The sequence below is a fragment of the Pseudomonas sp. UBA7500 genome (assembly GCF_002478435.1).
Taxonomy (GTDB): domain Bacteria; phylum Pseudomonadota; class Gammaproteobacteria; order Pseudomonadales; family Pseudomonadaceae; genus Aquipseudomonas; species Aquipseudomonas palmensis.
In genome coordinates, this window is the sequence record NZ_DLNW01000001.1 from 148786 (window position 1) to 162213 (window position 13428).

Sequence of the window (13428 nt, forward strand, 5' to 3'; positions counted from 1 at the left end):
CGAGATCAAGCCTGCACTTACAGGCGGGCGGTGTAGGACTGGTGGCTGAGGATTTGGCCCTTGACGCAAGCTGTCAAGACCGCCCAAAGGCAATACAAACGCTTCTACACCGCGCCCAGTAGTTCAATCGGTTGGGTATATGCAATAACTACCCATCGCACAAACGCTCAGATAAGCACTGATAGATATGTTTGGGCTTTAAAAATGGCAAGATTATTATATCTTGCCATTATTTCTGTCGCTTGCTACTTACCTATTTTGTACTTCAGTGTCACCCGGTTTCCGCTATCTGCCACGTAGAGATATCCATCAATGACTTGAAGGCCATTAGGGAAGTTCAGCCTTTTTCCGTGAGGTGCAAAGCCTTGTGCTTCGCCAGCAATTGTCAAGATTTTTCCAGTGCCAGTGACCATCCTGATTTTGTGATTGAACTGGTCTGTGATAAACACGTTTCCATGTTCATCTGCGGCAAGCTTGGTTGGCGTATTAAGCTCGGCATCCACAGCCAAGCCATTGTCGCCAGCGTAAGACCCCATGCCTTGATAAATTGAATATTTTTGTTTCCCGGCAAAGCTATGTACTATTCCATTTGTATCGACTCTCAGTACGGAGTTATTCCAACCGTCCGCGATCAACACATCACCGTTCTTCAGCGCAATAGCACCGAGAGGGTGATTCAGCTTTGAAGTATTTGCCGCTCCCCCTATGACAGGAACGCCTGCACTTCCAGTTCCTATCAACGTAGTAACTTTTCCGGTAGGGCTTATCTTTCGAACCTTGTGGTTATACGTATCCGTTACGTAGAGGGTCCCATCTGCACCGAATGACATTCCAGCAATAGATTTGAAGCGAGCATTTTCAGGGTTGTCATCGTCAACATCGCCGTAGGAGTCATGGCCAGCGAATCTGCTTACCTGCCCGTTTGCATCAATCTTCATGATTCGATGTTGCTCTGATACAAACACATTGAGGTTCTTGTCTACTGCCAGTGTAGTAGGGTAGTAAAATTTCGTATTTAGTTTATCTACGTTAATCGATGCCCAGCCCTGCTCTCCAGTACCAGCCCAAACGGACGACTCGCCCGTAGCTATATCAAGTATAAAAATCCTTGGTCGCTGATTGTCGAGTATTAAAAGCTTCCCTTCACCATACTGTGCAACACTGGTAAGAGCACCTATCGCATTAGAGCTCGTACCAGTGAGCTGGGTTTTGTTTACACCATCGAACGAGTAAATAACACCTTGGTCGGAGTCGGTAATCAGTAAGCCGCCATGGTAGGGTTTGACATTTGAAATGTTAGCAAACCCAGATGCTGCAATTTTTGAGTTAAAGTTCTCGTCTACCGCGTAAAGCAATGTATGGTTTCCTACGAAAAGAGTGTTGCCAAGTTTCGCAAGTCCCTTTCCGTAACCACTTTGCATTGTAAGAACTTCTGTCTCTTTATCTTGCTTGAATTTGTAGAGTTTGTTGAGTTCCGTAACATAGGATTCATTCTCTCCTATCAGGATGTCTTTTGCTTTTTCGAATTTTTGAGTAGCTGTCGTGGTGTTGGATATTATTGTCTGAGATTTGTCGATGCAGAAAATGCCACCCTCAACAGAAATTCCTTTTACCATGCGCGTTGAGGGAAAACATAAATTTCCATTTTCGTCATATTTTAGAGAGGCTGTGTATCCGATTGGAGAGGCGGTGGCTGCTGTGCCAACGTTAGGCAGCTCCTCTCCGCCACGAATTCCGGCAATTGTCGAGACTTCACCGCTTTCTATGTTTATTCTTCTAATTAGATTGTTGCCACTGTCTGCGAAATTCAGATACTTCTGATCGTCGGAGATAAGCAATGCCGTAGGAAGGTTGAGCATGACAGATTCTCTGGGTCCATCACCATTGAATCCTGACTCAAAAGTGCCTGCGAAGTTTTCCACTACGCCGTCTTTGATTTTTCTGATCACGTGCAAGTGCGTATCCGAAACATAGATAGTCCCATCACGTGCTTCCACTGCGTCTTCCGGGTAATTAAGCCTTGCGTTTTCCACTGGCATTGGCATGGAAGAATCAATACCAAATATTACATCACCCGAAATTATGCCTTTCGGTGCGGTGTCTTCGCAGCCGCTCAAAACTAAAACCGATGCAAATAGTAGCTTTTTCATTAATGGTCCTACCTTGGATTAACCAGAAATCGTATCAAATTTCGGGGAGATTATGAACACAGTAATGGACTGTTGTGGCGCATAAGAGAAGTACGAATCGTCCTACTGCGAACACTCCGGTCACCACCCAAGGGATGACGAAGGTGGAGGGCATCCGGCGTGGCTCTTGAAGTAGTGATCGCTGAGACAATCCGATAAGCCAGCGGGGTCCACGGGTGTTTCGGGCGATGGACGTTCTGCGCTGACACTGCGTCACACCGGCCAGCCCCAAAAACACAAGTGCGCCAGTTTACCAAGAGTCTGCAAGCTTCGCCTGCAAGCCCGTCATGCCGGCGCCCAAATGGCCGTGGGCGGGCTAGTCTGTTGCTGTCCCCTGCGCAATGTTCGGCCCACCCCCGCAGGTGAATCGAGGCGCGGTCATGAAGCCTGCCAGGAAAATCGGATTGCGCCGCAGCCTGCGACGGCTTGGGCCCGGGTTGATCACCGGCGCTGCCGACGACGATCCGAGCGGTATCGCCACCTATTCGCAAGCCGGCGCATAGTTTGGCTTCTCCATGCTGTGGACCGTGGTGCTGACCCTGCCCCTGATGATCGCGATTCAACTGGTGAGTGCACGCATCGGCTACATCACCCGTCGCGGCCTGGCCGCCAATATAAAGCAGAGCTTTCCCGCCAGCGTGCTGTGGGCCGTGGTGAGCATGCTGCTGGTGGCCAATACGCTGAACCTGGCGGCCGACATCGCAGCCATGGCCGAGGCCCTTCGCTTGCTGGTGGGCGGGTCGGCGCATATCTATGCCGTCACGTTCGGCCTGCTGTGCCTGGTGCTGCAGGTGTTCATGCCGTACCGCGCCTACGTCAGCTGGCTCAAATGGCTGACCCTGGCGCTGCTGTCGTACGTGGCGGTGGCGTTCATGGTGCACGTGGACTGGAGCGCGGTAGCGCGGGGTATCGTGTTCCCCGATATCGCATTCAACCATGACACCCTGCTGATGGTGGTGGCGGTACTGGGTACCACCATCAGCCCCTACCTGTTCTTCTGGCAGGCCGCGCAGGAAATGGAAGACGTCGCAACGGGCCAGCAGGTACCGGCTAGGCGCGAGGTGCGCCGGCACCTGCTGCGCATCCGGGTCGACACGGTGGTGGGCATGACGTTTTCCAATCTGATCGCGTTCTTCATCATCCTGAGCACGGCGGCAACCCTGCGTGCCGCCGGTATCACGGATATCCAGACCTCGGCCCAGGCGGCCGAGGCGCTGCGCCCGCTCGCGGGGGACTTTGCCTTTCTGATCTTCAGCCTGGGCATCATCGGCACCGGGCTGCTGGCGGTGCCGGTGCTGGCGGGGTCGGCCGCCTATGCCGTGGCCGAAGCGGCGGGGTGGTCGGGCAGCCTCAGCGCGCGGTTGGACAAGGGCGAAGGGCGTGCGTTCTACACCTTGATCGCCGCCGCGACCGTCGGCGGGGTGATCCTGTGCTTCACGCCCACCGACCCTGTGAAGGAGCTGTTCTGGTCGGCAGTGCTCAACGGCGTGATCGCCGTGCCCATCATGGTGGTCATGATGCTGCTGGCATCGCGGCCGCAAACGATGGGCGAGCACGTGATCAGGCCGCGGTTGCGCTGGCTTGGGTGGATTGCCACCGGGGTCATGGCCATCACCGTGGCCTGCATGCTGGTGACGCTGTAGAGCAGGTGCCTAGCTCGCCCACTTCGAGCCGCGAATCACCGCACAGAAATTCCCGGGCTTGAAGGCGGGGTCCTTGTCGGCCAGCACATCCGCCTTGACGTTGCCGAAGGTGGTCTGCGGCTTGTGGCGGATGCCGTCGTAGAAGGCCTGGATGATGTCTTCCTTGAAATGCTCGCCCCGCGGGTGGGCGCTGACGATGGCTTCGCGCTCGGCAGCGCCGTACTGGCCGTGGGTCAGCCCCAGCACGTCCATCTCGACCCCTGCCGTCACCAGCGCCACCACCGGGTGCATGTGCTCGGGTATGCCTGGGGTGGTGTGCAGAGCGATGGCGGTCCATACCGTATCGATGTCCTGCTGGGCGATGCCGTGGCCGCACAGGAAGTCGCGTGCGGCATTGGCGCCATCCACTTCGAAACGCTCGCAGGCGCTGCTGTGCTGATGGGTCAGGCCCATGTCGTGGAACATGCAGCCGCAGTACAGCAGTTCGGCGTCGAACTTCAGGCCGCGCTTCTGGCCCGCCAGGGCGGCGAAGTAGAACACGCGGCTGGAATGGTGGAACAGCAGGGGCGAGGCCGTATCGCGTACCACCTCGGTGATTTCGCGGGCGAGCTGGCTGTCGGGGATCTTGATGCCGTGGATGTCGAGTGTCATGGGGCAGGCTCCGGGTTGCGGTTCGCCTCCATTGTCAGCCTCGACACTGCTGTCCTCAAATGGCGTGATACGCCATATACTGCCATTTCACGTGAAATCACGACGCCTTGAGGTTCGCCCCTTAGCCATGACCAGAACCATTGCCGTACTCGCGCTGCCCGGTGTTCAACTGCTCGATGTGTCGGGCCCGCTGGATGTGTTCGCCCAGGCCAATGTCGAGGCGGGTCGGCAGGTCTACACGTTGCAGGTGGTGGCGTGCGAGGCAGGGCCCATTCACAGCTCGTCCGGTGCGCGGCTGTTGCCCGACCTGGTGGCAGGTGAGCCCGGGCAGCGCTTCGACACCTTGCTGGTGGCCGGGGCGCCGGATGCGGCGCGGATGCAACTGAACAACACGCTGCTGGCCTGGATCCGCGATTGCGCGGGCCAGTCGCGCCGCTTCGGCTCGGTGTGCACCGGCGCCTTCGCGCTGGCGGCCAGCGGGTTGCTGGATGGGCGGCGGGTGACCACGCACTGGGCCGCGGCACAGGCCCTGGCACAGCGTTACCCAAGCCTGAGCGTGGAAGAGGATGCGCTGTATGTGCGCGACGGCAAGCTGCGCACAGCCGCCGGGGTCACTGCCGGGCTGGACCTGGCGCTGATGCTGGTGGAGGAAGACCTGGGCCGTGAAATCGCGCTGCGGGTAGCGGCGCAACTGGTGATGTTCTTCAAGCGCCCGGGCGGGCAGTTGCAGTTCAGCCGCAAGGGCGAGGCGCAGCCAGCCGGGCGTTCGGTGTTGCAGCAAGTGCAGCGCTGGGTGGCCGCCAACCCGCAGCTGGCGCTGACAGTCGAGGCACTGGCCGAACATGCCGGCCTCAGCCCCCGGCATTTTGCCCGGCTGTTTCATGCCGAGGTGGGCGTCACGCCCGCAGCCTGGGTGGAGTCGGCGCGGGTGGCCGCTGCACGCGCCCTGCTGGAGGCCGGTGGTGATGCGCCCAAGCAGGTGGCCGCCAAATGCGGCTTCGCCAACGCCGACACCCTGCGCCGCGCGTTCTTCAAGCACGTGGGGGTGACACCTGCCGAGTACCGCAAGCGTTACGGGCACGGCGGGGCGTAGCAACGCTCAGTCGTGCTCCTGGCCCAGGTAGAGCAGCTCGCTTTCGAACAGGTTCTCCAGCATCTCACGCGTCAGCGGCTCCACCAGCGTGCCTGCATGGTGGGTGATGCGCAGGCTGGCGCCGGCCTGCTCCAGCGCATCGATGATTGCCAGCAGCGTTTGCTGCTGCGTCACCGTGCCTTGCTCGCTGGGCACCTCCAGGGCGAAGTCCGTGGTATCGAACAGCACGACCGGCGTTTGCGTGCCCACCTTGCGCATCAGCTCGCCGATGCTGTCGGCAGACCACTGGCGCAGCAGCTTGACGATCCCTGGCTTGTGGTCGGCGGCGGTGACGGCGATGGCGTATCGGGACATGGGGGCTCGCTTGAGTCGTGCAATAAAGGGCCGGCAAGGTGAATGCAAATAATGGCAAAAAGCCTTGAACCGATGACGGGTGCGGCGGTCCGACCTCAGGCCTGCTACCCTGTGGCCTTCACATTTCTCGTTTTGCCATAGGAACAGCGGGGCTATCAGATCACTGCACGTCGAAGCGTGCCAGCAATTCAAGGAGCTATTTCGTGGGAAGAACCCCCTCCAACGACACACCCGGGCATTCTCAGCCGCCGACCGTCGACGGCATTCCAGCTCCCAGCGGTGAAGTAAACCTGATCGATACCGACTACGTCGTCGGCCAGGACAATTTCAAGGGCGAGTTTTCCTTCTCGCTAGATATCCACGGCAAGGTGTTCCTCATCTCTGCCGCCACCATCTTCCTGTTCGTCATCCTCACCCTGGCCTTGCAGAACGAAGTCGAGCCGGTGTTCAGCGCCATGCGCAGCTGGTTGACCGCCAACCTGGCGTGGTTCTTCATGAGCACCGCGAACATCTTCGTACTGCTGTGCCTGGGCCTGATCGTCTCGCCGTTGGGCAAGGTGCGCCTGGGCGGGCGCGAAGCGGTGCCGGACCATTCCTATGTGGGCTGGTTCTCGATGCTGTTCGCCGCCGGCATGGGTATCGGCCTGATGTTCTATGGCGTGGCCGAACCGATGTCGCACTTCTCGGCCGCCATGGGCGGGGTCACCCTCGACGCCAACGGCGTGCGTACCGACTGGGCGCCGCTGGGCGGTGCAGGCGGTGATGCCAAGGTGGCGGCCGACATGGCGATGGCGGCCACCATCTACCACTGGGGCCTGCACCCGTGGGCGATCTACGCGATCGTTGCGTTGTCGCTGGCGCTGTTCACCTACAACAAGGGCTTGCCGCTGTCGATCCGCTCGGTGTTCTACCCGTTGCTGGGTGAGCGCGTGTGGGGCTGGCCGGGGCATGTGATCGATATCCTGGCGGTGTTCGCCACGCTGTTCGGCCTGGCCACTTCCCTCGGGATCGGTGCCGAGCAGGCGGCAGCCGGGCTCGAATACCTGTTCGCGATCCCCTCGACCAATGTCAGCAAGGTGCTGCTGATCATCGGCATCAGCATCATCGCACTGGGCTCGGTGCTGGCCGGCATGGACAAGGGCGTGAAGATGCTGTCCCAGGTGAACATGGGCCTGGCGTTGCTGCTGCTGGTGTTCATCATCGTGGTCGGGCCGACCCTGGCGATCTTCACCGGCTTCTTCAGAAACCTCACGGCCTACATCGAGTACCTGCCGGCGTTGTCCAACCCGGTGGGGCGCGAGGATGCCGAGTTCACCCAGGGCTGGACTGCCTTCTACTGGGCCTGGTGGATCAGCTGGTCGCCGTTCGTGGGCATGTTCATCGCCCGTGTCAGCCGTGGCCGCACGGTGCGCGAGTTTCTCATCGCCGTGTTGCTGGTGCCCTCGCTGGTATCGGTACTGTGGATGACCACTTTCGGCGGCACCGCCATCGATCAGACCGTGAACCAGCACTTTGCCGGCGTGACCGATGCGGTGCTGGAGCTCAAGCTGTTCGCGATGCTCAGCGGCCTGCCGCTCAAGGAGATCACCTCGTTCATCGGCATCGTGCTGGTGGCGGTGTTCTTCATCACCTCGTCCGACTCCGGCTCGCTGGTGATCGATACCATCACCGCCGGTGGCAAGGTGGATGCACCGGTGCCGCAGCGGGTGTTCTGGGCGGTGATGCAGGGCGTGATCGCGATTGCGCTTTTGCTCGGTGGCGGCTTGATTGCGCTGCAGGCGATGGCGGTGTCGACCGGCCTGCCGTTCGCCATCGTGTTGCTGCTCGGCTGTGTGTCGCTGGTCAAGGGACTGATGTCGGAGCCGCGCGGTTAAAGCCCGCCCGGCGCAGCAACTTTATTGTGGGGGCGTAGCAGCCGGCCTTGCCGGCGATGGCGTGCATGGCGCCCCTGGCCCGGCGTAGCCGGGCATCGCCAGCAAGGCTGGCTCCTGCACAAAGCCAGTTTGCTGGCGTTCAATCCCACAGCCGCCCGATTTCCATTCCCGCTTCGAACCGATGTGCCACCTGGGCCTGCAACAGCTCGGCCGTGGCCAACGCATCGGTCAGGGCATGGTGCGCGTGATACGGCGGCAGGTGATAGCGCGCGCGGCTGTCGGCCAGGCGTATCGAGGCTGGCGGCCGGCGCAGCAGGCGGTCCCGCCAACTGCGTTTGCCACGGTGCAGCAGTGCTTCCAGCTGCATGGTGTCGATCACCGGAAACTCCAACCCCTCACCCAGGTGCCGTCGCACCGCATTGTCGAGAAACCCGCGTTCCAGGTTGCGGTAATGCACCACCATCACATGCCCGGCCATGGCTCCCAGCAACGCGTTGAGCACATGGGGCAGGGTGGGCGCATGGCGGATGTCGCTGTGGGTGATGTGGTGGAAGGTCACCGACTCGTCGCTCAGTTCGGTGCGCGGTTTCACCACCCAGTAGCGCGCCTCGGCGCAGCGGATGCGCTGCAGGGTGAAGGGCATCAGGCCAATGCTGACAATGGCATCCTTCTGCGCATCCAGCCCGGTGGTTTCCACATCCAGCGCCAGCAACGGCACCTGCTCCAGGGGAGTGCCAGCCGGCACCACGCCGGCGGCATAGAAGTTCTTCAGCAGCGGGTTGCGCGCCTGGGCTGCCAATGCCTGAAAGCGCGTTGCCCAGTCGATACGGTCGATACCACGCGGCTTCATCGCGAGTGCCGCACGATGCCAGGGTAGCGAAAGCGCAGGAACTTCTGCGCATGGCTCAGCACCTGGAACGCTTCCTTGAGGTTGTGTCGCTCGCTGCTGGAGAAGCGCTCGGGCTCGATGTAGTTGTCCGGCTGCTGGCCGTTTTCGAGGGCGTCCACCTGGTGCCGAATGCGCACCATCGACAGGAACTCCAGCGCATAACGCAGGTGCTCGATGGCCGCCGGCTGCATCAGCTTGGTGGCGCTGATGGCTTCCAGGCGCTCGACCGAGTTCTGCGCGGTACTGGCGCAGGCCAGGGCATGTACGCGAATCAGGTCGGTGAGCGGTGCGGTGCCGCGGCCCTTGAGGTTGATGATCTGTTTCTGGCGGCCGTCGGTTTCCATCACGAAGGTCCGGAAGAACCCCAGCGGCGGCGTACGGTTCAGTGCATTGCGCGCCATGGCGGTAAGAAAGGCGGGGCTGGCGCTGGACTTCTGCGCGCACAGGGTCTTGAGGGTTTCCACCAGTTCCAGCTGGCCATACACCCCGTCGAGGTCGAAGAAGATGCTGCTGTTGAGCAGGGTGGCCGCGTTGGGTTTGTCGATCCACTGGGTGAAGTAGCCCTTCCATACCCGCAGCGGCTGGCGCCACTGGTCGTTGGTGGCCATGATCCCGCCCTTGCAGTAGCTGTAGCCGCACGCGGCCAGGCCGTCGCTGACGAAGGTGGCGAGTTTGAGGAAGTAGGCGTCGTGCTGCACCGGGTCGAAGCTGTCGTCCAGCACCAGGGCGTTGTCCTGGTCGGTGACCAGCAACTGTTCGTCCCGCGCCATCGAGCCCAGCGCCATGAAGCAGTACGGCACCGGCGGCGGGCCCAGGTCGCGTTCGGCCAGTTCCAGCAGGCGCTGGGTGAAGGCGCGCCCGATGCCGGAAATCGCGCTGCCGATCATGTGCGCGGTGGCGCCATCGCGCACCATGCGCACATAGGTGCCGCGCAGGTCGCGCAGCAGCGAGCGCAGGCCGGCCACGCTGTTCTGGTTGGAGATGCTGTTGACCAGGTGCAGGCTGCTCTGGGACTCGTGGCGGATGATGTCCGACAGGTTGATCAGCCCCAGCGTGCGGCCCTTGTGCACCACCGGCAGGTGGTGGATGTTGCGCCGCAGCATGCACAGCATGGCTTCGAACACCGAGTCGTTGGCCTGGATCACCACCGGATCGCTCGACATCACCGTGCTGATGGGCAGGCTGCTGCTGAGGTCGGCGGCCAGCACGCGGGTGCGCAGGTCCCGGTCGGTGACCAGCCCCAGCAGTCTGTCGGGGGCATCCGGTACCGGTTCGACCACTGCCACGCACGACACGCTTTCGGCGGCCATCAGGCGCGCCGCGTCCAGAATCGAAGTGTCCTGGCTCACCCACACCAGGCTGCGCGAGAGCAGGGTGCGTGCCTTGAGCTGAATCAGCTCGCTGGCGCGGCCCTGGCCTTCGACAGCGGACTTGAGGCGCGAATGCCCTTCGGCCTCGACGAACTCGGCAAAGCTGTCGTGCTGCTCGCACAGTTCGGCAAACAGGTCTGCCGGAATGAAGTAGATCAGGCTGTCTTCCAGCGCCTTGGCCGGAAAGCGCACCTTGTTGCTGCGCAGCAGCCCGGCCTGGCCGAAGATGTCGCCTTCGCCCAGGCGGTTGTAGAGCTCGCCGTTGCGCCGGTAGATCTCCACCGCACCGCTGCGCACGTAGTGCAGGTCCTGGATGCTGGCGCCTGCTTCCAGGATGGTGCTGCCGGCCTTGAAATAGCTCACCTGGATTCGTGGCGCAATGCCGTTGAGGGTTTCTTCGGGCAGGGCGTCGAAAGGGGCGAAACGGTGGAGGTGATCGCGAACCTCCAGAAGCTCGATCTGCATGCAACCTCGCTGAATGTGGGCGTGAAGTGGACCGGGGCTCAGGGCCGCATCAACGGCTCGACGCCGATCCAGGATTTTTTCGGGTGGTGGCACAGTTGCAGTGGGGCCACGGTAACCGACTGCCCGTCGATTTCCAACGTGCCCAGGTTGATCGTCCACTTGGCGTCGGCGTTGAAGTCCGGGGTGTTGAACGCGACGTAGACCGAGCCATAGCGGCTGTTGTTGGTGAGCTTGGGAATGCGCCGGTGTACCTCGTCACTGTTGATGTCGAACGGTGAGGGGCGCACGTAGTCCTTGCCCGAAAGCGGGAAGTCGTTGTTCAACGCGCCCAGGTAAAGGTCCGGGCGGGCCGCCAGGCGCTGGCCATTCTCGAAGGTCAGGTAGGCCTTGCGGCTGTCGTACAGCATGGGGATAGGCGCTTCGCCCGACCCTGGCTTGAGAGGCTGCTGGCGATTCTTGTTGAAGCCGATCACCTGCACGTAGAACTCGCGCTGTGGCGAGCCGTGGGGCACGCTGAAGTAACCCTGCGTGTAGGGTCGATCTCTCCACATCAGCGCATGGTCGTAGAGGTAGGTGTACAGGTAGAAGGTCTTGACCCCGTGCGCGGTCGGCACCTCGAACACCTGGCGCGACTCGCACAGGTCGGCATAGGCCGGGCGCTCTCGCGGGTAGGGCACGCAGGCGACGAGCAGGGCGCTCAGGGCAAGGGCAAGAGAAAAGCGGTGGAACAGAACGTGCAACATGCCGGGCCTCCCTGGCTCGATAGCTCTGCGCAAGCAGTCAACGTGTAGTGTCGACGCCCTGTACTTGTCGAGGTTTTATCAGGCTTTGCGCCGGAATTCCGAACATTTCGTGCAACCGCCATATCATCGGCAGTGTCAGCGCTCTCGTTCCATTGAGTACTTCGTAGACCCGGTTCTTCCGGCCGATTGCCGGTACCAGGTCGGCGGCGCTCAGGCCGGACTGCTCCATTCTGAAGCGAATAGCCTCGATGGGGTCGGGCAGGTCGAGCGGAAACTGCTTGGTCTCATACGCCTCTATCAGCGTGACCATGACATCGAAGTAATCACCTTCGGGCGTGCCGGGTTCCGGCTCGTTGTCGAACAGCTCGGACACTGCGTTCAACGCGGCCTTGTAGTCCTGCTCGGTATGAATTGGGTGAATGTTCACAGGATCACTCCATCTCAACGGTGTCGGCGTCAATGCCATCGTATTGTTCGTGAGTACCGACAAACTTGATGTAGATGGCTTCGAAGCGATAGGCCACGGCAGCCACGATCCGATAGTCATTGCCTTTGATATTGAACACCACTCTGCGACTTTTGAGGATGCTGGCATTGCCGAACTGCGCCTTGATATCCGCAGGCGTGGACCATCTTGCCTGCCTGGCTTCGTCAATCCATGAGAGCAAGGGTTGCTTGGATGCAGGATGGTTCTCGGAAAATGCTTTCAGGTGACTGATGGCAATGATTCTCATAAGGCCCCATTCTGGTCCCAAGGTGGGACTTTTTCAAGCGAGACTTCCAGTTGTTCGTCGCTTGATGACGTCAGACGTTGCCCTCTGGACCACGAGCAACGCCTGAGTGTTATCGGCGAATGGCCAATGTTCAATTACCAGAGTGCAACGGTGTACGACAGGATCAGCCGGTTCTCGTCCAGGTCGTTGCCGAAATGCGTGGAGCGTACCGTGGCGTTGCGCCACTTCACGCCGACGTTTTTCAGCGGGCCGCTTTGCACCACGTAGCCGATATCGGTGTCGCGCTCCCACTCCTTGCCATCAGGCCGCCCCGCACCCAGGTCGATGCCGTCGCCGCGCAGGTAGCGGGTCATGAAGGTCAGCCCCGGCAGGCCCACGCTGGCGAAGTTGAAGTCGTAGCGGGCCTGCCACGAGGTTTCGTCCTTGTTGGCGAAGTCGCCGATCTGCACGAAGTTCACCAGGTAGGCATCAGCGCCGTTGAGGTAGGCAAAGCCGGTGTCGCCGCGCATGCGCTGGTAGCCCACACCGAAGGCGTGGCCCTGTATGCCGTAGGTGAACATCGCCCCCAGCGCCTTGTTGTCGACGTTGCTGGCGCCGTCGTCGCTGGAGCGGGCGAACCGGATATCGCTTTTGAGCGACTGCCCCTCGCCCAGCGCCCAGGTGTGGTTCAGGCCCACGAAGTGCTGGCGGTAGAGGTTGTCGAGCGCACCGTAGCTGTAGCTGGTGCTCAGGCTGTCGGTCCACTTGTAGCTAAGGCTGGCGAAGTCGAAGCGATCGCTGTCGCTGCGCCGGGCCACGATGTTTTTTGCCGCGCCCGTGGTCACGCCCATGTCCTCGTAGTCGGTGGAGTCGCGCTGGTTGACCTGGCGCAGCCGGCCGATGTCGAGGTTCAGGTTCTCCAGCTCCTGCACGTTCAACTGCCCGCCGGAAAAGGTCTGCGGCAACAGGCGCGAGTCGTTGGGCATCAGCACCGGCAGCCTGGGTATCAGGGTGCCGACCTTCAACACGCTGTGACTGGCGCGCACCTTGGCGGTCAGGCCCAGCTCGCTGTATTCGCCCTGGGCACGGCGCGGTGCCTCGCGGTCACGCTGCAGCAGGCCGCTACCACTGCGTTCGGGGCTGGAATCGAGCTTGAGCCCGAGCAGGCCGATGGCGTCCACCCCAACGCCCAGGGTGCCCTCGGTAAAGCCGGACTCGTAGCGCAGCACAAAGCCCTGGGCCCATTCCTCGGCCTTGGACTGCGGGGCCTCGTGCTGGCGAAAGTCGCGGTTGAAGTAGAAGTTGCGCAGTTCCACGCTGGCCTTGCTGTCATCGACAAAGGCCGCGTTGGCCGTGCTGCAAACGCCGGCGAGTGTTGCCGTGGCCAGCAGGCCAAGGCTGAACGGTGGGAAAGTGCGGTGCATGGTAAATCCTCTTTTTTGTT

General features: G+C 60.9%; 12 protein-coding genes. 3 read left to right on the top strand and 9 right to left on the bottom strand.

All coding sequences use genetic code 11. The features are described from left to right. Nucleotides 1-245: 245 nt before the first annotated feature. Nucleotides 246-2150 (bottom strand): hypothetical protein, encoded by a 1905-nt coding sequence (locus B4I46_RS00630; protein WP_286898027.1) that lies wholly within the window; start codon nt 2148-2150, stop codon nt 246-248. Nucleotides 2151-2704: 554 nt separating this feature from the next. Between B4I46_RS00630 and B4I46_RS00635 the strand changes: the two genes are divergently transcribed. Beyond that, nucleotides 2705-3832, top strand: a complete 1128-nt coding sequence (locus tag B4I46_RS00635) for a divalent metal cation transporter (RefSeq protein ID WP_286898028.1) — start codon at nt 2705-2707, stop codon at nt 3830-3832. A gap of 9 nt (nt 3833-3841) precedes the next feature. Here B4I46_RS00635 and B4I46_RS00640 read toward each other — a convergent pair whose 3' ends face one another. Further along, complete coding sequence (locus B4I46_RS00640; RefSeq protein WP_043864536.1) at nt 3842-4483, bottom strand: HD domain-containing protein; 642 nt, start codon at nt 4481-4483, stop codon at nt 3842-3844. Between the two features lie 127 nt (nt 4484-4610). On the opposite strand from B4I46_RS00640, the gene B4I46_RS00645 reads away from it, so the two are divergent. After that, nucleotides 4611-5576 (top strand): GlxA family transcriptional regulator, encoded by a 966-nt coding sequence (locus B4I46_RS00645; RefSeq protein ID WP_100633170.1) that lies wholly within the window; start codon nt 4611-4613, stop codon nt 5574-5576. Nucleotides 5577-5582: 6 nt separating this feature from the next. On the opposite strand, the gene B4I46_RS00650 is transcribed toward B4I46_RS00645, so the two are convergent. Beyond that, nucleotides 5583-5930, bottom strand: coding sequence for a hypothetical protein (locus tag B4I46_RS00650; protein WP_058541323.1), 348 nt, complete (start codon nt 5928-5930; stop codon nt 5583-5585). 203 nt (nt 5931-6133) lie between these two features. On the opposite strand from B4I46_RS00650, the gene B4I46_RS00655 reads away from it, so the two are divergent. Next, nucleotides 6134-7804 carry a BCCT family transporter gene (locus B4I46_RS00655; RefSeq protein ID WP_054915306.1) on the top strand — a complete coding sequence of 557 codons (1671 nt, stop codon included), beginning with the start codon at nt 6134-6136 and terminating at the stop codon, nt 7802-7804. Nucleotides 7805-7943: 139 nt separating this feature from the next. On the opposite strand, the gene B4I46_RS00660 is transcribed toward B4I46_RS00655, so the two are convergent. The 6 genes from B4I46_RS00660 to B4I46_RS00685 all read right to left on the bottom strand — a co-directional run bounded on the left by B4I46_RS00660 (nt 7944) and on the right by B4I46_RS00685 (nt 13408). After that, a complete protein-coding gene (locus B4I46_RS00660; RefSeq protein WP_043864532.1) occupies nt 7944-8654 on the bottom strand; it encodes a 3'-5' exonuclease in 711 nt (236 codons plus the stop codon). Next, entirely contained in the window at nt 8651-10528 is a 1878-nt protein-coding gene (locus tag B4I46_RS00665) for a DUF294 nucleotidyltransferase-like domain-containing protein (protein WP_088515242.1), read from the bottom strand. The genes B4I46_RS00660 and B4I46_RS00665 overlap by 4 nt, the downstream gene beginning before the upstream one ends. A 38-nt stretch (nt 10529-10566) precedes the next feature. After that, nucleotides 10567-11271 (bottom strand): hypothetical protein, encoded by a 705-nt coding sequence (locus B4I46_RS00670; RefSeq protein ID WP_078479613.1) that lies wholly within the window; start codon nt 11269-11271, stop codon nt 10567-10569. Nucleotides 11272-11308: 37 nt separating this feature from the next. Further along, nucleotides 11309-11698: a helix-turn-helix domain-containing protein gene (locus tag B4I46_RS00675; protein WP_043864529.1), complete on the bottom strand. Its 390-nt coding sequence runs from the start codon at nt 11696-11698 to the stop codon at nt 11309-11311. 4 nt (nt 11699-11702) lie between these two features. After that, complete coding sequence (locus B4I46_RS00680; RefSeq protein WP_286898034.1) at nt 11703-12005, bottom strand: type II toxin-antitoxin system HigB family toxin; 303 nt, start codon at nt 12003-12005, stop codon at nt 11703-11705. Between the two features lie 134 nt (nt 12006-12139). Next, on the bottom strand, nt 12140-13408 hold the full coding sequence (locus B4I46_RS00685; protein WP_043864527.1) for an OprD family porin: 1269 nt from the start codon (nt 13406-13408) through the stop codon (nt 12140-12142). Nucleotides 13409-13428 lie beyond the last annotated feature (20 nt).

Coding starts and splice junctions, on each gene's coding strand:
- B4I46_RS00670 (WP_078479613.1), bottom strand. CDS start 11,271: ATGTTGCACGTTCTGTTCCACCGCTTTTCTCTTGCCCTTGCCCTGAGC.
- B4I46_RS00680 (WP_286898034.1), bottom strand. CDS start 12,005: ATGAGAATCATTGCCATCAGTCACCTGAAAGCATTTTCCGAGAACCAT.
- B4I46_RS00660 (WP_043864532.1), bottom strand. CDS start 8,654: ATGAAGCCGCGTGGTATCGACCGTATCGACTGGGCAACGCGCTTTCAG.
- B4I46_RS00685 (WP_043864527.1), bottom strand. CDS start 13,408: ATGCACCGCACTTTCCCACCGTTCAGCCTTGGCCTGCTGGCCACGGCA.
- B4I46_RS00640 (WP_043864536.1), bottom strand. CDS start 4,483: ATGACACTCGACATCCACGGCATCAAGATCCCCGACAGCCAGCTCGCC.
- B4I46_RS00665 (WP_088515242.1), bottom strand. CDS start 10,528: ATGCAGATCGAGCTTCTGGAGGTTCGCGATCACCTCCACCGTTTCGCC.
- B4I46_RS00630 (WP_286898027.1), bottom strand. CDS start 2,150: ATGAAAAAGCTACTATTTGCATCGGTTTTAGTTTTGAGCGGCTGCGAA.
- B4I46_RS00650 (WP_058541323.1), bottom strand. CDS start 5,930: ATGTCCCGATACGCCATCGCCGTCACCGCCGCCGACCACAAGCCAGGG.
- B4I46_RS00635 (WP_286898028.1), top strand. CDS start 2,705: ATGCTGTGGACCGTGGTGCTGACCCTGCCCCTGATGATCGCGATTCAA.
- B4I46_RS00645 (WP_100633170.1), top strand. CDS start 4,611: ATGACCAGAACCATTGCCGTACTCGCGCTGCCCGGTGTTCAACTGCTC.